The organism is Haloactinopolyspora alba (genome assembly GCF_003014555.1).
Taxonomy (GTDB): Bacteria; Actinomycetota; Actinomycetes; order Jiangellales; family Jiangellaceae; genus Haloactinopolyspora; species Haloactinopolyspora alba.
This window is the reverse complement of the sequence record NZ_PYGE01000024.1, coordinates 41,356-60,052: the sequence shown is the minus strand read 5'-3', so window position 1 is coordinate 60,052 and position 18,697 is coordinate 41,356. Positions and strand designations below refer to the sequence as shown.

17 protein-coding genes and 4 tRNA genes are annotated in these 18,697 nt (G+C 71.5%); 5 read left to right on the top strand and 16 right to left on the bottom strand.

The features are described 5' to 3' along the window. Positions 1 to 2: 2 nt before the first annotated feature. The 10 genes from CLV30_RS22755 to CLV30_RS26690 form a co-directional block, all read right to left on the bottom strand. A complete protein-coding gene (locus CLV30_RS22755; RefSeq protein ID WP_106539538.1) occupies positions 3 to 2,555 on the bottom strand; it encodes a GcvT family protein in 2,553 nt (850 codons plus the stop codon). Further along, positions 2,552 to 3,037, bottom strand: a complete 486-nt coding sequence (locus CLV30_RS22750; RefSeq protein ID WP_106539537.1) for a cyclodeaminase/cyclohydrolase family protein — start codon at positions 3,035 to 3,037, stop codon at positions 2,552 to 2,554. The genes CLV30_RS22755 and CLV30_RS22750 overlap by 4 nt, the downstream gene beginning before the upstream one ends. Further along, positions 3,034 to 4,731 (bottom strand): formate--tetrahydrofolate ligase, encoded by a 1,698-nt coding sequence (locus tag CLV30_RS22745; protein WP_106539536.1) that lies wholly within the window; start codon positions 4,729 to 4,731, stop codon positions 3,034 to 3,036. Before CLV30_RS22745 ends, CLV30_RS22750 begins: the two co-directional genes overlap by 4 nt. Next, the gene (locus CLV30_RS22740) at positions 4,677 to 5,603 is read right to left on the bottom strand and encodes a methylenetetrahydrofolate reductase (protein WP_205740779.1); all 927 of its coding nucleotides are present in this window, start codon (positions 5,601 to 5,603) and stop codon (positions 4,677 to 4,679) included. The genes CLV30_RS22745 and CLV30_RS22740 overlap by 55 nt, the downstream gene beginning before the upstream one ends. A 28-nt stretch (positions 5,604 to 5,631) precedes the next feature. Next, positions 5,632 to 6,873: a glycine cleavage T C-terminal barrel domain-containing protein gene (locus tag CLV30_RS22735; protein WP_106539535.1), complete on the bottom strand. Its 1,242-nt coding sequence runs from the start codon at positions 6,871 to 6,873 to the stop codon at positions 5,632 to 5,634. A gap of 281 nt (positions 6,874 to 7,154) precedes the next feature. Then, positions 7,155 to 8,366 (bottom strand): uroporphyrinogen-III C-methyltransferase, encoded by a 1,212-nt coding sequence (cobA, locus tag CLV30_RS22730; RefSeq protein ID WP_240723282.1) that lies wholly within the window; start codon positions 8,364 to 8,366, stop codon positions 7,155 to 7,157. Then, a complete protein-coding gene (locus tag CLV30_RS22725) occupies positions 8,363 to 9,097 on the bottom strand; it encodes a phosphoadenylyl-sulfate reductase (protein ID WP_106539533.1) in 735 nt (244 codons plus the stop codon). Before CLV30_RS22725 ends, cobA begins: the two co-directional genes overlap by 4 nt. Further along, positions 9,098 to 9,325 carry a hypothetical protein gene (locus CLV30_RS22720; protein ID WP_106539555.1) on the bottom strand — a complete coding sequence of 76 codons (228 nt, stop codon included), beginning with the start codon at positions 9,323 to 9,325 and terminating at the stop codon, positions 9,098 to 9,100. 10 nt (positions 9,326 to 9,335) lie between these two features. Further along, on the bottom strand, positions 9,336 to 11,012 hold the full coding sequence (locus CLV30_RS22715; protein WP_106539532.1) for a nitrite/sulfite reductase: 1,677 nt from the start codon (positions 11,010 to 11,012) through the stop codon (positions 9,336 to 9,338). A gap of 118 nt (positions 11,013 to 11,130) precedes the next feature. Further along, complete coding sequence (locus tag CLV30_RS26690) at positions 11,131 to 11,268, bottom strand: hypothetical protein (RefSeq protein ID WP_165358592.1); 138 nt, start codon at positions 11,266 to 11,268, stop codon at positions 11,131 to 11,133. 139 nt (positions 11,269 to 11,407) lie between these two features. Here CLV30_RS26690 and CLV30_RS22710 point away from each other — a divergent pair, with 139 nt between their 5' ends. Next, a complete protein-coding gene (locus CLV30_RS22710) occupies positions 11,408 to 11,698 on the top strand; it encodes a hypothetical protein (protein WP_129710989.1) in 291 nt (96 codons plus the stop codon). Between the two features lie 155 nt (positions 11,699 to 11,853). On the opposite strand, the gene CLV30_RS22705 is transcribed toward CLV30_RS22710, so the two are convergent. Further along, positions 11,854 to 13,491 (bottom strand): acyl-CoA dehydrogenase family protein, encoded by a 1,638-nt coding sequence (locus CLV30_RS22705; protein ID WP_106539530.1) that lies wholly within the window; start codon positions 13,489 to 13,491, stop codon positions 11,854 to 11,856. Between the two features lie 234 nt (positions 13,492 to 13,725). Between CLV30_RS22705 and rsgA the strand changes: the two genes are divergently transcribed. Further along, on the top strand, positions 13,726 to 14,742 hold the full coding sequence (rsgA, locus tag CLV30_RS22700; protein ID WP_106539529.1) for a ribosome small subunit-dependent GTPase A: 1,017 nt from the start codon (positions 13,726 to 13,728) through the stop codon (positions 14,740 to 14,742). 429 nt (positions 14,743 to 15,171) lie between these two features. Here rsgA and CLV30_RS22695 read toward each other — a convergent pair. The 3 genes from CLV30_RS22695 to CLV30_RS22685 form a co-directional block, all read right to left on the bottom strand. Continuing rightward, positions 15,172 to 15,246 (bottom strand) — tRNA-Val (locus CLV30_RS22695). Positions 15,247 to 15,258: 12 nt separating this feature from the next. Next, positions 15,259 to 15,329, bottom strand: a tRNA-Cys gene (locus CLV30_RS22690). Between the two features lie 27 nt (positions 15,330 to 15,356). Continuing rightward, positions 15,357 to 15,428: transfer RNA gene (locus tag CLV30_RS22685), tRNA-Gly, on the bottom strand. A gap of 104 nt (positions 15,429 to 15,532) precedes the next feature. Here CLV30_RS22685 and CLV30_RS22680 point away from each other — a divergent pair. Further along, a complete protein-coding gene (locus CLV30_RS22680) occupies positions 15,533 to 16,540 on the top strand; it encodes a chorismate-binding protein (RefSeq protein WP_106539528.1) in 1,008 nt (335 codons plus the stop codon). After that, on the top strand, positions 16,525 to 17,358 hold the full coding sequence (locus CLV30_RS22675; RefSeq protein WP_106539527.1) for an aminotransferase class IV: 834 nt from the start codon (positions 16,525 to 16,527) through the stop codon (positions 17,356 to 17,358). Before CLV30_RS22680 ends, CLV30_RS22675 begins: the two co-directional genes overlap by 16 nt. A 25-nt stretch (positions 17,359 to 17,383) precedes the next feature. Here the strand turns inward: CLV30_RS22675 and CLV30_RS22670 are convergent, their stop codons facing one another. Both CLV30_RS22670 and CLV30_RS22665 read right to left on the bottom strand, forming a co-directional pair. Next, positions 17,384 to 17,941: a CGNR zinc finger domain-containing protein gene (locus CLV30_RS22670; RefSeq protein ID WP_106539526.1), complete on the bottom strand. Its 558-nt coding sequence runs from the start codon at positions 17,939 to 17,941 to the stop codon at positions 17,384 to 17,386. 92 nt (positions 17,942 to 18,033) lie between these two features. Then, entirely contained in the window at positions 18,034 to 18,453 is a 420-nt protein-coding gene (locus CLV30_RS22665) for an SsgA family sporulation/cell division regulator (RefSeq protein ID WP_106539525.1), read from the bottom strand. A 158-nt stretch (positions 18,454 to 18,611) separates the two neighbouring features. On the opposite strand from CLV30_RS22665, the gene CLV30_RS22660 reads away from it, so the two are divergent. Continuing rightward, a tRNA-Val gene (locus CLV30_RS22660) sits at positions 18,612 to 18,686 on the top strand. Positions 18,687 to 18,697: the final 11 nt, after the last annotated feature.

The window sequence follows — 18,697 nt, the reverse complement described above, 5'->3', positions numbered from 1 at the left end:
CATCACCTCTTCATCCGCTCGTCGTCCGGGTCGAACAGCGGCGTCCGGCCGGCGCGGGCGACGGTCACCGGGTAGCGCTCGCCCATGTAGCCGACCGTCAGCGCGGTGCCCTCCACCGCGTGCTCGGGCGGCAGGTACGCCATGAGCAGGTACCGGCCCACCGAGGGCCCGGAGCCGGCACTGGTGACGTACGAGCCGCGGCCCTTGCGGTCGACGATGCGCTCGCCGTCCGGGGTGAGGATCGGCTCGCCGCCCTGCGGGTAGCGCCGGGTGCCACCGCTGTCGTGGTGGTCGTCGACGGTCAGCGTGCACAGGGTGGCGACCGGGTCGTGCCCGCGGGCACGCAGGTAGGCGTCCCGGCCGACGAAGTCGGCGTCCTTCACCTTCGGCAGCGCCAGACCGGCCTCGACCGGGTCGTATTCGGCTTCGAGCTCCGCGCCCATCAGCCGGTAGCCCTTCTCGAGCCGGCCGGTCGTGCCGTAGACGCCGATGCCCGCCGGGACCACCCCGTGCGGGCGGCCGGCCTCCTCGACGGCGTCCCAGAGCCGCCGGCCCTGGTCGAACGGTGCGTGCAGCTCCCAACCGAGGTCGCCGACGTAGGAGATCCGCAGCGCCAGGACCGGCACGGTGTCGACGGTCAGCCACCGGGCGGTGCCGAACCCGAACCCCTCGTGGCTGACGTCGTCGGCGGTCAGCTCGCCGAGGATGTCCCGCGCCCGTGGTCCCCACAGGCCGACGGTGCACGTCGCGGAGGTGAGATCGGTGAGCGTCACGGAGCCGTCCGACGGCAGGTGCGTCGTGAACCACTGCAGGTCGCGTGCGCCGTCCGCGCCGCCGGTGACGATGCGGAAGTGCCGCGTGCCCAGCCGGACCACCGTGAGGTCGCTGCGGAAGCCGCCGCCGGGGGAGAGAACCGGCGTGTACATGATCCGCCCGACCGGGCGGTCCACCTGCGCCACGACCATCCGCTGGACGTAGTCGAGCGCACCCGGGCCGGCCACGTCGAAGTGGGCGAAGGCGCTCAGGTCGATCATCGCGGCGCGTTCGCGCATCGCCAGGTGCTCGGCATTGGTGATCGGTGACCACCAGCGCCCGTCCCACTCCGCGGGCCGTTCGCGCAGCATCTCCGGGGCCGGAGCGTGCGGCTGCATCTCCTCGAGCAGATGCCTGTTGGACTCGTACCAGTGCGGTCGCTCCCAGCCGCCGACCTCGAAGAACTGCGCTCCGAGCTCACGCTCGCGGGCGAAGAACGGCGACAACCGCTGCCCGCGGCTGGACTCCCACTGCTCCCGCGGGTGCACGATGCCGTAGGTCTTGTTGAACCCTTCGGACGCCCGCGCACGGACGTGCGTGGCGGCGCGCTGGTTCGGGTAGAAGCGCGCGATGTCGGCGCTGTGCAGGTCGATCTCGGCCGAGCCGTCCGTCATCCACTCGGCGACCATCCGGCCGACGCCCGGGCCCTCCTTGATCCACACAGCGGCGGCCGACCACAGCCCGCGCACCTCTGGCGTCTCACCGAGGACGGGGGAGCCGTCGGGAGTCAGTGACAGCAGCCCGTTGATGGCGTGGCGCACCCCCACCTCCTCGCGGTCGAGGATCGGCCCGAACAGTTCCAGGGCGGTCGCCAGCTGCGGGTCGAAGTCCTCCTGGGTGAACGGCAGCTGCGTCGGCGACAGCGCAGAAGCGGCGATCGACGGGATGTCGTCCGGGTCGTGCAGGATCGGCCGGTGGGCGTACGAGCCGACCTCCAGGTCGGCCCCGCTCTGCCGCTCGTACATCAGCGGGTCCATGTCGCGGACGATCGGGTACGCGATCTCCTGGCCGGTGGCGGCGAGCTCGGGGATCGGACCCACGTCGATCATCTGGTGCACCGCGGGTGTCAACGGGATGCTGGCCCCGGCCATCCCGGCGATGCGGCGGCTCCAGACGCCGCAGGCCACGACGACCGTGTCGGTCTCGATGTCGCCTTTGTCGGTATGGACGGTGCGGACGGTACGCGTCCCCGGCGTGCCGGCCTCCTCGGTGTCGATGCCCAGCACCTCGGTGTTGGCCGACACGGTGAGCGCGCCGAGGGCACGGGCGTGCTCGCGCATCAGCGCGCCGGTCTGCAGGGGGTCGACGACCGCGACCGACGGCGTCCAGAACGCCGTCCGGATCAGGCTGGTGTCGACGAACGGGACCAGCTCGCCGACCCGCGCCGGCGAGATCATCTCGGCGGGCACGCCCCACGACGTCGCCGAGGACATCCGGCGCAGCAGCTCCTGGTCGCGTTCCTCGGTCCGCGAGATCTCGACACCGCCGCAGGTGGTCAGCGTGCCGAACTTCTCGTACTGGCGCATCGAGTCCAGCGTCAGCGCGGTGATCTCCTTCGAGTGGTCCACCGGGAAGATGAAGTTGGACGCGTGCCCGGTCGACCCGCCGGGGTCCGGCAGCGGTCCCTTGTCCAGTAGCACGATGTTGCGCCACCCGCGGTCGGCGAGATGGTGGACGATGGAGTTCCCGACGATTCCGGCGCCGATGACGACGACGTCGGCTCGTTCCGGCAGGCTGCTCATGAGTCCTCCCGTGGGTCGTTGGCGGCCGTGAGGGACGCCGCGACGTCCGCGGCGGTGGTGGCGAGGCGGTGCGCGGCGGCCGCGTCGTGGGCCAGCGCGGGGTTACCGGTGTCGGCGAGGTCGGCGGCGAGCTCCGCGACGGCGGTGCTCGTCTCGGCCACGACGCGGGGCGGGATCATGGCCGCTCGCAGGTTCGCCGCGCTGCGCTCGTGCAACACGGCTGCGTACAGGGCGGCGTCGCCACTGATGTGCGGCACCACCGTGGCCAGCAGCTTCTCGGCGCGGGCGACGAGCTCGTCGGCGTCCGGCCGGTACGACCGGGAGCGTCTGGCGATCTTGACGACGAGCGCCGAGGCGAGCGCGGCAGTGGTGGCCACGACCGTGCCTGCCGCCGGCAGGGCGTCGTGACCGCCGGTGTCGTCGAGCAGATCGCGCAGCGGGCGGTCCAGGTAGTCGCCGCGCTCCCAGCCTGCGGGTGTCATGACAGACCGACCACCTCTCCGTTCGCGTCGATGTCGATGCGCTCGGCAGCCGGCGACGACGACAGGCCCGGCATGGTGCGCATCTCGCCGCAGATCGGGTAGACGAACCCGGCCCCGGCGGAGGCCCGAACCTCCCGTACCGGCAGCCGCCACCCGGACGGCGCGCCCTTCAGGGCCGGATCGGCGGACAGTGACAGGTGGGTCTTGGCGATGCAGACCGGCAACGAGCCGAAACCGTTGCGTTCGTAGGTCTCCAGCTGCCGCGCGGCCGTGGGAGAGACGTCGATGCCGTCGGCGCCGTAGATCTGCCGCGCGACGGTGTCGATCTTGTCCACGAGGGGGAGCTCGTCCGGGTAGAGCAGGTCGAACCCCGACGGTTCGTCGCAGGCGTCGATGACGGCTTCGGCGAGCTCGATCGCGCCCTTGCCGCCCTCGGTGAAGTGCGTGCTGACCGCGGCCCGCACCCCTTCCTCGGCGGCGACGTGGAGGATCGCGCGCTGCTCGCTGTCGTGGTCGGTGGGGAAGGCGTTCACGGCGACCACCGGCGTCACGCCGTGCCGGCGCACGTTGGCGATCTGGCGGCGCAGGTTCTCCGCGCCGGCGCGGACGTCGTCGGGGCTCTCCTCGAGCATCGCCTCCGGCAGCGGGCGCCCGGCGACGACGGTGTACTTGCCGGAGTGGGCCTTGAGCCCGCGCACCGTCGCGACCACGACTGCCGCGTCGGGGGTGAGCCCGGAAGCACGGCACTTGATGTTGAAGAACCGCTCCGCGCCCATGTCCGCGCCGAACCCGGCCTCGGTGACCAGGTAGTCCGCGGCGCGGATGCCGATGCGGTCGGCCACGATCGAGGAGTTGCCGTGCGCGATGTTGCCGAACGGTCCGCAGTGCACCAGCACCGGCGTCTGTTCGACGGTCTGCATCAGGTTGGGCTTGATCGCGTCACGCAGGATGACGCACATCGCCCCGGCCGCGCGCAGCATCTCCGCGGTCACCGGCTGTCCGTCGTAGTCGTAGCCCACGACGATGCGGCCGAGCCGGGCGCGCAGGTCCTGCAGCGACGTGCACAGCGCCAGGATGGCCATGACCTCGCTGGCGGCGGTGATGTCGAAGCCCGTCTGCCGCGGCGAGCCGTCGGCGCGCCCGCCGAGCCCGGACACGATCTGGCGCAGGTCGCGGTCGTTCACGTCGATCACGCGCCGCCAGCTCACGGCGTGCGGGTCCAGCCCGAGCGCGTTGCCCTTGTGCAGGTGGTTGTCGACCATCGCGGCGAGCAGGTTGTGCGCGGCGGTGACCGCGTGCATGTCGCCGGTGAGGTGCAGGTTCAGCGCCTCCATCGGGGCGACCTGGGCGTAGCCGCCGCCGGCCGCGCCGCCCTTGATGCCGAACGTGGGACCCATGGACGGCTGCCGCACGGCGACCATGCCGGGCAGACTCAGCTGGCCGAACGCCTGCCCGAGCCCCACGGTCGTCGTCGTCTTGCCCTCGCCCAGCGGAGTCGGCGTGATGGCCGTGACCACGACGTACTTCGCTCTCGGCCGGTCGGCCAGGTGGTCGATCGCGTCGAGCGAGACCTTCGCGGCGGTTCGGCCGTACGGCTCGAGCAGCTGCTCGTCGATTCCGACGCCGGCCGCGACCTCGGTCAGCGGCTGGAGGACCGCGCTGCGGGAGATCTCGAGGTCCGAGGGGAAGACCATCCCGTCACCTCCGTTTCAGGGCTGTGGAGCCGTGCCATCCGGCGGACGGTCGGCCCGATGTGGTTGAAGGTGTAGACGTGCAGGCCGGAGATGTCGCAGCGGCCGGCCCGGACGTGCTCGCCCAGGCGACGGGTCAGCGCGTCCGGCCGGAACCCGCGCGGATCGAGCAGCCGCACCGTCGTCGACCGGTTCTTGCGGATGAACCGCACCGAGTCGCCGATGCCGATGCGCAGGCTGACCCGCAGCAGCTTCGCGGTGTCGACGACGCCGGGGACACCGGCGACGATCGGCAGCGTGATGCCGCGACGCCGGATCTCGGCCGCGTGGTCGCAGATCGTGTCGGCGTCGAAGCACATCTGGGTGACGATGTACGTCGCGTACGGCTCCTTGTCGGCGAGAGCGGTCCAGAGGGTGTCGTCGTCGATCAGCGGGTGACCCTCGGGGTACGAGGGAACGCCGACGTGTTCGAACGGCCGGCCGAGCGCGTCCAGACCGCGCAGCAGCGCGAGGCCGTCCGGGAACTCGCCGGCGGGCTCGGTCGCGTCGCCGCCCACGACGAACACGTCGAGCACGCCCGCGGCGGTCAGCCGTTCGACGACCAGTGCGAGCTCGGTGTGATCGTGGATCTGCCGGGCGGCCAGGTGCGGGACCGCCCGTAGTCCCTGTGCGGCCAGCCGTTCGGTGAGCTCGACGGTGGCGTCGACTCCGTGCCGCGGCGAGGCGGTCACCGTCACCGCGGCGCCGGCGGGCAGCTCGGCGAGGGCGTCGAGGACACCCGGGAGCGGCAGGATCTCGTAGCGGGGCTCTCCGGGCAACGGCGAGGAGACCCGTCGCGCCCGGGACCCCCGGACCTTCGGCATGCTGACGGTCACGGCGCTCACCTTTCCTCGTGGCCCGGTCTCACCCCTTCGGTGTCTCCTTCAGCGGATCGATGAACGGCTTCTGGACGACGACCGCGCCGCGCAGCCCGGACGGGGTCTCGACGGTCACGGTGCTGCCGAGCGAGCTGAACTCGATCGGCACCATCGCCAGGCCGATGTTGCGCTGGAGCCTGGGGGAGTAGCACGCGCTGGTCACCGACCCGACGCCGGTGCCGTCGGAGGTGTGCACCGGGAACGTGTCGATCATGGAGCCGTCGTTGTACGTGCCCAGGGGCGCGCCGTCGATCTCGAGACCGACCATGAGCCGGGAGATGCCCTCGTCGCGGACCCGGCGCAGCGCGTCCTTGCCGATGAAGTCCGCGTCCTGGTCGAGGTCGACCATCCAGCGGTAGTCGTAGCCGACCTCCATCGGGTTCGTGCTCAGGCTGATGTCGCTGCCGTACGCGAGCATCCCGGCCTCGATCCGCCGCATGTGGCACGGCCCGATCGGACGGATCCCGTGCGCGCGCCCGGCCTGCCAGACCGCGTCCCACAGCCGGCCGGCGTTCTGGGTGGCGTCGTACAGGTAGATCTCGTAGCCGATCTCGGCGGTGTAGCCGGTGCGGCTGACGACGACGTTCATCCCGTCGATGGTGTAGTCGCGCAGGTAGTAGTACGGGACGTCGAGGATGGACTCGCCGAACAGGTCGACCATGACGTCCTTCGACTTCGGCCCCTGGATCTGCAGCGGCGCGACGTCGACCTCGCGGACGGTGACGTTCCAGCCGCCGGCGTGCGCCAGGCCGAGCGCCCAGAGCCCGACGTCGCTGTCGGCCAGCGAGAGCCAGAACCGGTCCTCCTCGACCCGCAGCAGGACCGGGTCGTTGACGATGCCGCCGTCGGGCGCGGTGATGAAGACGTACTTGCACTGGCCCACGTCACATTTGTGCAGGTCGCGTGGGACGAGCATGTTGGTGAAGTCGAAGGCGTCCGGCCCGCTGATCTCGATCTGGCGCTCGACACCGACGTCCCACAGGGTGACGCCTTCCAGCAGCGCCCAGTACTCGCCGACCGGGTCACCGTAGTGACGCGGGTGGTACGTGTGGTTGTACACGCTGTACATGGCCACACCGTGTTCGCGCGACTTCCAGAAGTACGGGGACTTGCGCAGCCGTGTGTAGAGCATGACCTTCGGGTCGGTCACGAGCTGGGAGCCGGTCGACGGCGTCGCCGGTTCCGGCGACACAGCGGCGGGGACGGGGGTGTCGAGGACGTCGGACATGGCGCCTCCTGAGGCGGAGAGTGGGGCGCAAAACCCGGCGTGCCGGTTGCGCTCTCAACAACCGTTCTGCATTACGCAACCAGTCTGTTCCTCTGCTCGGGCAGCGTCAAGAGGACTTAAGTCCTTCGTTTGCACCGGCCTTCGCCCCGGCGTCACCGCCGGCAACACCCGCCGTCACACCCCGCCCGAGGTGCGCCGAAATGATCACGTTCACCATGGAATTCCATGCGTCACCACCCCTGCAGCCATGGTGACGCGGGGACGATCCTGGTGATGTCGGGTCAGGAGCCCGTGGGGACGGAGACCACGTCGCCGACGACGATGACCGCCGGCGGGCGCGCGCCGACCTCGGCGGCCCGAGCCGCGATGCCGGACAGGGGAGCGGTGGTGACCCGCTGGCCCGGGCCGTAGCCGTTCTCGATGACGGCGGCAGGCGTCCGCGGCGCCATGCCGGCCTCGATCAGGTTCGCCGCCGTGTCCGCGAGCAGGCTGACGCCCATGAGGAACACCAGCGTGCCGTCGGTCGCGGCCAGCGCCGGCCAGTTCAGCCCTTCGTGCCCGGACACGACCGTGAACTGCTTGGCGACGCCACGGTGTGTCACCGGGATGCCAACCGCAGCGGGGACGGCGACGGCGCTGGTCACGCCGGGGACGACCTCGACGGGAACGCCGGCCTCGCGGCAGGCGACCGCCTCCTCGCCGCCGCGTCCGAGCACGAACGGGTCGCCGCCCTTCAGGCGTACCACCCGCCGGCCCGCCCGGGCATGGTCGACGAGCGCCCGGTTGATCTCGTCCTGCGGAACCGGGTGGTGCCCCGGTGTCTTGCCGACGTCGACGACGGTGACGTGCGGGTCCAGCTCGTCCAGCAGCGCGCGCGGCGCCAGCCGGTCGACGACCACGACGTCGGCCTCGGACAGCAGGCGCCGGCCCCGGGTGGTGATCAGGCCCGGATCGCCGGGTCCGCCGCCGACCAGCGCCACCGAGCCGGAGGCCGGCGGCCGCCCACGCCGCATGGGATGTGTCGGCAGTTCGCCGGACTCCAGCATCGACTGCACCGCGTTGCGCACCCGGACGGCGCGGACCGGGTCGCCTCCGCCGCTGACCGCGACGGTGACGTCGCCGAGGCGCGCGACCGCCGGTGTCCACGCGGCCGAGGACGCGGCGTCGTCGGCACGGACACACCACACCCGGGCCTCGTCGGCCGCCGCGGCGACGGCGTCGTCGACGTGCCGATCGCCGGTGGCGGTGTGGACCAGCCACGCCCCGTCGAGGTCGCCGTCACGGTAGTCGCGCGGCATCCAGGTGATCTCGCCGCGGTCGATCAGCTCCGTCAGCCGCTCGCACACGAACGGTGACACGACGGTGACATCCGCGCCCGCCTGCACGAGCCCGTCCACCCGGCGCGCGGCGACCGGCCCACCACCGACCACCAGCACCGCCCGCGCGGTGAGGTCGAGCAGCAGCGGATACCGGGCCGCGCTGTCGGGAGTCACAAGTTGATCCCGCATTCGGTCTTCGAGGTACCGGCCCAGCGCCCCGCGCGAGCGTCCTCGCCGGGCGCCACCGGGCGGGTGCACGGCTCGCATCCGATGGAGGTGTACCCGACCTCGCGCAGCGGGTTGACGAGGATGCCGTGCCGGTTGACGTAGTCCTCGACCTGTTCGTCGCTCCACGCTGCCAGCGGGTTGACCTTCACCTTCCGGCGCTTGGCGTCCCACGCGACGACCGGCGTGTCCGCGCGCGACGGCGACTCCGAACGCCGTACGCCTCCGGCCCAGGCGTGGTAAGGACGCAGTGCCCGGTCCAGCGGCCACACCTTTCGGAGGGTGCAGCACAGGTCGGCGTCGATGTCGTAGAGCTTGCCGTACTCGGCCTCGTGCTCGGGCACCCGCAGCGGGTGCGTGACCGTCTCGACGTCGATGTTGTACGCCGCGGCGATCGCGTCCCGCGTGCCGATGGTCTCGGCGAAGTGGTAACCGGTGTCGAGGAACAGCACCTTCATGCCCGGCACCGCACGCGCGGCGACGTGCGACAGGACGCCGTCGGCCATCGAGGCGGTCACCGCGAACCGGTCACCGAACGTCTCGTGCGCCCAGCGCACGATCTCTTCCGCGGTCGATCCCTCCAAGTTGCGGGCCGCGTCCAGTGCGAGCGCCTGCAGGTGCCCGGCCGCCTCGTCGGGAATGGCCGGTCGGGGTGGCTGGCGGGTCAGTGTGAGCGTCATTCAGGACTCCTCCTGGTCGTGCGCCGACCGCGGCCGGGGGGCACGTGCGGCCCGGGCCGAGAGACCGAGCAGTTTCACCGAGAACGCCCGCAGACAGGACCGGCACTCCCAGCCGCTGTCCTGCGCGACCGGCGCGCCGCCCTCGTCGGAGGCGACGGCCTCGGCAGGGAACAGGTCCTCCTCGCCGCAGAAGGGGCAGTGCAGGATCGCGGCCCGCGTCTCGCTCATGAGGACCACCTCATCGCAGCGCGTCCTCGTCGGCGCGCGCCGCCCACTGGGCGAACCGCTCGCCGTCGCCGCGTTCGGCGAGGAAGCGCCGGACCAGACGCTCGACGTAGTCCGGCAGCTCGGCGGCGGTGACCTTGTGCCCGCGCAGCTTGCGGCCGAACCCGGAGTCGAGACCGAGTCCGCCGCCGAGGTGGACCTGGAAGCCTTCCTCGCCCTTGACGATCTGGCCCTTCAGCCCGATGTCGGCCACCTGGATGCGCGCGCACGAGTTCGGGCAGCCGTTGACGTTCAGCGAGATCGGCACGTCCAGCTGGTCGTCGACGTCGGACAGCCGCTTCTCGAGCTCGGCGACGGTGTCGGCGGCGAGCCCCTTCGTCTCGACGATCGCGAGCTTGCAGTACTCCAGCCCGGTGCAGGCCATGGTGTGCTGCCGGAACACGCTCGGACGCGCCTGCAGGCCGAGGCCGTCGAGTTCCGTGATCAGCGGCTCGACGCGGTCGCCGGGAACGTCCAGGACGACCAGCTTCTGGTGTGGCGTGGTGCGGACGCGCGCGGAGCCGGCGGCCTCGAGGGCATCGGCGAGCCGGGACAGCACGGTGCCCGAGACCCGGCCGGCGGTGGGCGCGACGCCGACGTAGTAGCTGCCGTCCTTCTGTGCGTGCACGCCGACGTGGTCGTACGGCTCGGCGCGCTGCGGCGGAGCCGGACCGTCGATCAGCTTGCGCCCCAGATACTCGTCGGATTCGAGAACTTCGCGGAACGTTTCCGCGCCCCAGTCGTCGACGAGGAACTTCAGCCTCGCACGGTTCCGCAGCCGCCGGTAACCGTAGTCACGGAAGATCGCGGTGACGCCGGCCCAGACCTCGGGGACGTCCTCGAGCGGGATCCACGCGCCCAGGCGGACGGCGAGCTTCGGGTTGGTCGACAGGCCGCCGCCCACCCAGACATCGAGACCGGGTCCGTGCTCGGGGTGATCGACTCCGACGAACGCGACGTCGTTGGATTCGTGCACGATGTCCGGCAGCCCGCTGACGGCGGTCTTGAACTTGCGGGGGAGGTTGGAGAACTCGTGCGAGCCGATGTAGCGGCGCCCGATCTCGTCGATCGCCCAGGTGGGGTCGAGCACCTCGTCCGCGGCGATTCCGGCGACAGGCGAGCCGAGCACGACCCGCGGTGTGTCGCCGCAGGCCTCGGTGGTCGACAGCCCGACGTTCTCGAGCTTTTCCCAGATGGCCGGCATGTCCTCGACCCGGATCCAGTGCAGTTGGATGTTCTGTCGGTCCGTGACGTCGGCGGTGTCACGCGCGTAGGTGGTCGAGATCTCGGCGATGGTGCGCAGCTGCTCGATGCTGAGCGCGCCCCCGTCGATGCGCACCCGCAGCATGAAGTACTCGTCGTCGAGCTCGTGCGGCTCCAGCACGGCCGTCCTGCCGCCGGGGATGCCTGGACGGCGTTGGGTGTACAGACCCCACCAGCGGAATCGGCCGCGCAGATCCTGCGGGTCGATGCTGGCGAAGCCGCCCTTGCTGTAGATGTGCTCGATGCGGCTGCGGACGTTCAGGCCGTCGTCGTCCTTCTTCGTCCGCTCGTTGCCGTTGAGGGGTTCGAGGTGACCGAGCGCCCATTGCCCCTGTCCGCGAGGGCGTGAACGGCTGGCCTGTGTCGTCGGTGCGTCGTTGGGTGGCATGCGGTGCTGTCCTCGACAGGTCGGGGACGCACGTCCCGCGCGTGTGCCGTCAGGAAAGACGGTGACCTCGGTGTCGGCGCGGCCCGCGCGCCCGGCTGGACGTGAGACCAGGGGGCGGTCAACGCGCTTGACACAACATGCTGTCCATGCGGCCGTAGTCGACGTGGCGTCGACTCACCAGCAGCAGGGGCGATACGGACAGCATGCCGTTGATGGTGGCACGTCGCCGCAGTTCGGACGAGACGTCGTTCACCATATGGACGGCACCGTCTCAAATTGAGGACGTGCACACGGCGGTCCGCCCGTCCTACGATGCCCGTGTGCGTCGAACACTGGCCCTCGTGCCCCTCCTGGTCATTGCCCTCACGTCCTGTTCGGAACAGGTGGACGCAGCCGTGAACGACGTGGCTGCGTCGGCGCTCGAAAGCGCGGTTTCGGCCCGGTTGAGCGAAGCGGGTATCAACCTGCAGGACGGTCCGGACTGCGACACCGACGTCACCCGGGACGGCTCCGAGCTCACCGGCACCGCCAACTGTGACGGCACGGCCACCGACGGGCGGGCGGTGCGCGCCGAGTTCGACGGGACGCTGTCCGGCTCCGGCTGCGAGGGGTCGCTGGAGCTGTACGTCGACGACCAGAGCATCGCGCAGCTCGACCAGATCCCGGACTGCTCGGTCTCGCTGTGACACGCGGAGCCGGTCACTCCGAGGCGTAGCCGGTAGCCGGCTCCACCGGACGGCCGGGGCTCTGGTGCTGGCAGTCGCACCACGAACGGTCCGTCGCCCGGGCACGGCACTCGTCGTGGTTCTGCTCGCGGCAGGCCGTGCAGATCATCGATCGCTCACCCCCGTTCCACGCTCGGGGTGGCGCGTCGGACGACGGCGGCCGCGTCGACGGCGTCGGGCAGCGTGCCGAACATTGCGTGGTCGCCGCCCAGCCGGGACGCGCAGAAGGCGTCGGCGACGGGCGCGGGCGCATGCCGGACCAGCAGGCTCGCCTCCAACAGCAGCGCCATCCGCCCGGCGACGGCCCGGGCTTGCCCGGTACCGGCCGCCGTGCTCAGCTGCGCCACCAGCGCGCCGGTGGCGGCGAGCGCCTCGTCGAGACGCCGGTCCTGGCCCTTGGCCTGCTCGACCTCGTGGCGCCACGCGGCGACGGCGTCGGGCTCTCGCGACAGCACGCGCACCAGGTCGAGTGCCTGGACGTTGCCGGCGCCCTCCCAGATCGAGTTCAACGGCGCCTCCCGGTACAGCCGCGGCATACCGCTGTCCTCGACGTAGCCGTTGCCGCCGAGGCATTCGAGCGCCTCGGCGACGACGCCGGGCGTGCGCTTGCACACCCAGTACTTCGCCAGTGGCAACCCGATGCGCCGCAGCGCCTGCTCGTGCGGGTCGTCGGCGGCGTCGACACACGCCGCCAGCCGCATCGCCAGCGCCGTCGCCGCCTCGGACTCGACGGCGAGGTCGGCCAGCACGTTGCGCATGAGCGCGGCGTCGGCCAGCCTCGTACCGAACGCTGAGCGGTGCGCGGCATGCCAGCAGGCCTCGGTCACCGCCCGGCGCATCAGGGCGGCCGAGCCCAACGTGCAGTCGAGGCGGGTCGCGGCGACCATCTCGATGATGGTGGCGACACCGCGGCCCTCCGCGCCGAGGCGCTGTCCGAGAGTGCCGTCCAGCTCGATCTCCGCCGACGCGTTGGCCCGGTTGCCGAGCTTGTCCTTGAGCCGCTGAATCGCGAACGGGTTGCGGGCGCCGTCGTCCAGGATCCGGGGGACGACGAAGCAGCTCAGCCCGTCGTCCGCCTGCGCGAGCACGAGGAACACGTCGTTCATCGGCGCCGAGCAGAACCATTTGTGCCCGGTCAGGCGGTACCAGCCGTCACCGGCGGGCTCGGCGCGCGTCGTGTTGGCCCGCACGTCCGAGCCGCCCTGCTTCTCCGTCATCGCCATGCCCGCGAGTGCGTTGGTCTTGGACGCCGGCGGGCGCGGGCCCGGGTCGTACGGCCCGGACATCAACCGCGGCTCCCACACGGCCGCGAGCGCCGGATCGGTCCGCAGGGCGGGCACGGCGGCGTGCGTCATCGAGATCGGGCACAGGTGCGCGGACTCCAGCTGGCTCCAGACGAGGAACTTGGCGGCTCTGGTGGCGTGGGCGCCGGGGGAGCGGAAGCTCCAGGGCGCGTGGATCATGTGTTCGACCGCGGTGTCCATGAGCCGGTGCCACGACGGATGGAACTCGACCTCGTCGATGCGATGCCCGTACCGGTCGTGCGTGCGCAGCACGGGGGAGTTCCGGTCGGCGTCGCGGGCCCACTGCTGGGCCTGCCCGGACCCGGCCAGCCGCCCCAGGCCCTCGAGCTCGGCCCGCTCGCCTGCGGTGCCGTAGCGGTCGAACGCCTCGGTCAGGGCGGCGTCGGTGCTGAACACGTCATGATCGACCAGTGGTGGTGGCTGGTTCGTCACCTCGTGCGTGCCTGCCATTTCCTCACCGTACGACGGCCGGGGCCGGCTGACGAGCGTCCGTGCGCCGCCCGGAATATCCGGTGGCGCCGGGATCGCGCCGGCCGGTAACGTCACTGACCGACAGGGCGCGTCAGTCAGGTCCGGAGGAGGTGAGTACCCGTGTCCGCCCAACGCTCGCTCGTACTCACTCACCCGCCGGGACGCGCACGCCGCTGAGGCCGTCGTGGGGCCCGGCAGACGGAGGGTCTCACCATGTCTGATCCACAGGACCGGCTGTCCGACCTCGGCTGGGCCGCGCCGACGGCCGAGCAGTTCCGCCCCTACGAGTCGTCGCACTGTCCCGCCCGGGTGTGCCGGGTGAACCGCGGCGGGCTCGACCTCGTCGGCGCCGCCGGAGCGATCCGCGCGACGCCGGGAGGCGCCCTGCTGCGCCGGTCGGCACAGGAGCGCGCCTCGACCCCCGCGGTCGGCGACTGGGCCGCCGTGCGCGACTGGTCGGACGGCAGGGTCACCGTCGAAGCCCTGCTCCCGAGGCGGACCGCGATCGTCCGCGACGCCGCGGACCGCACCTCGCACGGACAGGCGATCGCGGCCAACGTCGACGTCGTCGTCATCGTCGAGCATCTCGAGCCCGAGCCCGACCCGGGCAGAATCGAGCGGCTACTGGTGCTCACCCGAGTCAGCGGGGCGGTTCCGCTGATCGTGCTGACGAAGACCGACCTCGTCCCCGACCCCACCGCCATGCGCGACGAGATCGCGGCGCTGGCGCCCGGCGTCGACCTGGTGGTCGCCAGCGCCCACACCGGCGACGGCATCGACGAGGTGCGGCGCGTGATGTCCCCGGGGCGGACGCTGGCGTTCCTCGGCCCGTCGGGCGCCGGGAAGTCCACACTGATCAACCTGCTCGCCGGCGCCGACCTGATGGCGACGGCCCCGATCCGCGAACACGACGGCCGCGGCCGGCACACGACCACACACCGGGAGCTGATCACGGTGCCGCACAGGGGAGTCATTCTCGACACGCCCGGCCTGCGCTCCGTCGGCCTGGTCGCCGACGCGGACGCGGTGGCCGGCGCCTACCCGGACATCGACGAGCTGGCGGCGCGGTGCCGCTTCCGGGACTGCGCCCACGAGGCCGAGCCGGGTTGTGCCGTCCTGGCCGCGGTCGACGACGGTGACCTCGGCGAGGACCGGCTGCACAGGTGGCGCAAGCTGGCCCGGGAGGCCGACCGGCACGCGCGCCGCTCCGCCGCACGCAGGCGCCGCTGAGGTCGGTGAGGCCGGTGAGGCCGGTACGACCGGTGCGGGGTGCTTCGTGGCCCCACGTCACGTCGTGGTCTCAAGTCACGCTCAACGGCCTCGAACGGCCTCCCTGCGTTACGTCAGACCACGAAGCCACACGTGCCTACGACGGAGAACGCCTAGACCGACTGACTTCGATACCGGCAGCTGCACTTCGGAGGATGCGTTCGCCCTTCGGCGCACGTGGCGGTATCGAAGTCGGCGCCGCTTGGACATCGGAGGCGGCCTGGAAAGCGGATCCATCCGCCGGCTGAGCCGCCGGATCCGTGACGGTCGCGCCGCCGAGGTGAACCGCCGCAGTCTCGTGCTGTCGGTAGGCCGCTACTGCGGGCGTTTTGCCCGGAGCGGAAATGAAAACGAAAGCCCCGGCCGGAGCCGGGGCTGACCACAGCAATGTGGTGGGCGATGCTGGGATTGAACCAGCGACCTCTACCGTGTCAAGGTAGCGCTCTCCCACTGAGCTAATCGCCCGTACTGTTGCCGAGGTGGAGACGGGATTTGAACCCGTGTAGACGGCTTTGCAGGCCGTTGCCTCGCCTCTCGGCCACTCCACCGAGATGAGGCCGGGAGGCCTCGCTCCGAGCGGACGACGGGATTCGAACCCGCGACCCTCACCTTGGCAAGGTGATGCGCTACCGCTGCGCCACGTCCGCGTGCTCACCCGGCCCGGTGCCCCGAACCGCGGTGCGGGTGAAACATTAGCCCATCGGGGCCGCCAGATCCAAACGCGGTAGCGTCGCGCGTCGTGGAGGGGCGCATGAAAACCGACGGAGGGCTCGCACACCTCGGCGGACAGCTGGCAACGGGCCTGACGGAGGTGTCGCACGACCCGTCCGTACTCGAGCGTTCGGGCCGATGGGCCGTCGTCGTGACGTTCGAGGGAGCGGTCACCTGCGCCCGGTTCGATCGATGGGAACGGCGCCCGCTGCCGGAGCAGCCGCCGTGGCGCGGCCCGCGGCCACAGGACTGGTCGACCTCGCTGGACCAGCACGGATACGTCGGAGCCGTCCGCGCGGTGCGCGAGATGATCGCCGCGGGGACGGTGTACCAGGTGAACGTCTGCCGGGTGATGTCCGCCGCACTGCCCGAGCCGGACGGCGGCCTGGCGCCGCTCGCGGCACTGCTGCAGGCCCGGCACACGGCGCCACATGCCGGGCTGATCGACGTCCCCGGATTGCGCGTCGCGACCGCGTCGCCGGAGCTGTTCCTGCGACGTTCGGGCGACCACGTGGTGTCGTCTCCGATCAAGGGCACCGGCCGCACGTTCGCCGACCTGTCGCCCAAGGACTCCGCCGAGAACGTGATGATCGTGGACCTGGTCCGCAACGACCTCTCCCGCGTGTGCGTCACCGGGAGCATCGCGGTGGACGCGCTGCTGAGCGTGGAACACCACCCCGGGCTGGTGCACCTCGTGTCGACGGTCTCCGGGACCCTGCGGCCCGGGGCCGGTTGGCCCGAGCTGTTCGACGCCACGTTCCCGCCGGGGTCGGTGACGGGCGCGCCGAAGTCCAGTGCGCTGCGCGCCATCACCGACCTGGAGCCCGCCGCGCGCGGTCCCTACTGCGGCGCCGTCGGCTGGGTCGACGCCGACACCGGCGAAGGCGAGCTCGCCGTCGGCATCCGCACGTTCTGGGCCGACGACGGGATGCTCCGGTTCGGCACCGGGGCCGGCATCACGTGGGGCTCGGACCCCGAGAAGGAGTGGGCCGAGACGGAGCTCAAGGCCGAACGGCTCGTAGGCTTGGCCTCGTGCTCATATGGCTGAACGGTGAACTGATCGAGGAGTCCGAGGCGCGGGTCAGTGTTTTCGACCACGGCCTCACGGTCGGCGACGGCGTCTTCGAGACCGCGAAGGTGGTCGACGGCGTGCCGTTTGCGCTGAGCCGGCACATCGCGCGGCTGGAGCGCTCGGCGACCGGGCTCGGCCTGCCGCGGCCGGACGCCGAGATCGTCCGCAAGGCCTGTACGGAGGTCGCCGCGCAGGCACGCGGTCAGGCGATGCACCGGCTCCGGATCACCTACACCGGCGGGCCCTCGCCGCTGGGCTCACAGCGTGGCGACGCGGGACCGACCCTCGTGGTCGCCATCGCGGCTGCCGCCGACATGCCCGCCACCACGCCGGTCGCGGTGGTCCCGTGGCGGCGCAACGAGCGCAGCGCGGTCACCGGCCTGAAGACGACGTCGTACGGCGAGAACGTGGTGGCTCTGGCCCGGGCGCACGCGGCCGGCGCCAGCGAGGCGCTGTTCGCCGACACGCGCGACCGGTTGTGCGAAGGCACCGGGAGCAACGTCTTCGTCGTCGTCGACGGGCAGGCGCTGACGCCGTCGCTGTCGTCCGGATGCCTGGCCGGTGTCACGCGGGCGCTGGTCCTGGAATGGACCGAAGCCACCGAGACCGACCTCGACCTCGACGTCCTGAACAGCGCCGAGGAGATCTTCCTGACGTCGAGCACCCGCGACGTGCAGGCGGTCGAGTCGGTGCGCGGCGACACCCGGCGCCGTGACCTGCCAGCTCCCGGGCCGGTCACGGCGCGCATCGCCGCGACGTTCGCCGAGCGCAGCGCCGCGGACCTCGACCCCTGAGGTGCGGCGGCCTCGCGCCCGCGGCCTACACGGCTGCGGCGCGTTGTCGCTCGCGGTAGGCGGCGACGTGCAGGCGGTTGCCGCAGGTGCGGCTGTCGCAGTAGCGCTTCGAACGGTTGCGGGACAGGTCGACCAGCACCCGCCGGCAGTCCGGCGCGGAGCACACCTGCAGCCGCTCGTGCTCGCCGGCGACCACGACGAACGACAGCGCCATGCCCCCGTCGGTGAGTAGGTGGTCGGCCGGGGCGGAGCCCGGCGCGAAATAGTGGATGTGCCAGTCGTAGCCGTCGTGGTCGGTGAGCCGGGGACACATGGTGGCGTCTCGCAGCAGCTCGTTCACCAGCGCGGCCGCGGCGGCCGTGCCGTCGGCCCGGAAGACCGCGCGTAACCGGGGCCGCAGCGCGTGCACGGCCCGCAGGTCGGCCTCGGTCAACGTGTTCACGTCGCTGATCCGGTGGTTGTCGACGAACGCCCGGAGCGCGGCGAGGTCGGGCAGCTGCTCGCCGCCGCCGCTCTCGGGGTCGGAGTTCACCAGATCGACGACGACGCCGAGGGAGTGTTCGACGTCGTGGCTGAAGGTCACAGGCTCCTACCTCGTATGCCGGGGGTCATGGGTGCAGCTGACCGTAAACCACGGGTGCGTGCTGCACAACAGCCATCGGCGTGAGCGGAGCGTCACGTTCGGTTGAGCAACGAGTCAAGCAGCGCGTCGATGCCGAGCAGGCGTCCCTCGGCGCCGGTCGGGACCAGCGACCACGTCTGGATCAGGAAATCCTCGACGGCGTGCGCCGGGGCCTCGAGCAGTGCGTCACCGTCCGGTGAGCGCAGCCGGAACCGAACGGTGCGGGTGCCGTGCCCGTCCAGGCCGGGCCACACCCGGATGTCGCCGTCGCCCGTCGGCTCGTCCAGTCCGCCGCTGAGCAGGTCGCGGGCGAAGACCCACGGCACCGGCTCGTGGCCGGCGGTGTCGAACACGGCGGTCACCGCGACCGGATCGCCGGTGCGATAACGCAGTTCGGCCTGGATGTAGCGGTCGTCGTCCACGCCGTCGAGCAGACGAAGGGCCAGCGGGTACGAGATGGTCGACGCGTGCATGGCCGTCCTTTGCCGGTAGGCCGCCGCGGTGATCGGCGGGTGACGCTACGTCGGATACTCCGGCAGTAGTGTCGGCCCAATTCGGCACGTCCGCAACGCGAAGCGTTCGGGGCGTTTCGGATCCGCGGCCGGAGTGCGGTACAGTTCTGCACGCGCCCGGGCGATTAGCTCAGCGGGAGAGCGCTTCGTTCACACCGAAGAGGTCGCTGGTTCGAACCCAGCATCGCCCACCAACCATGTCCCG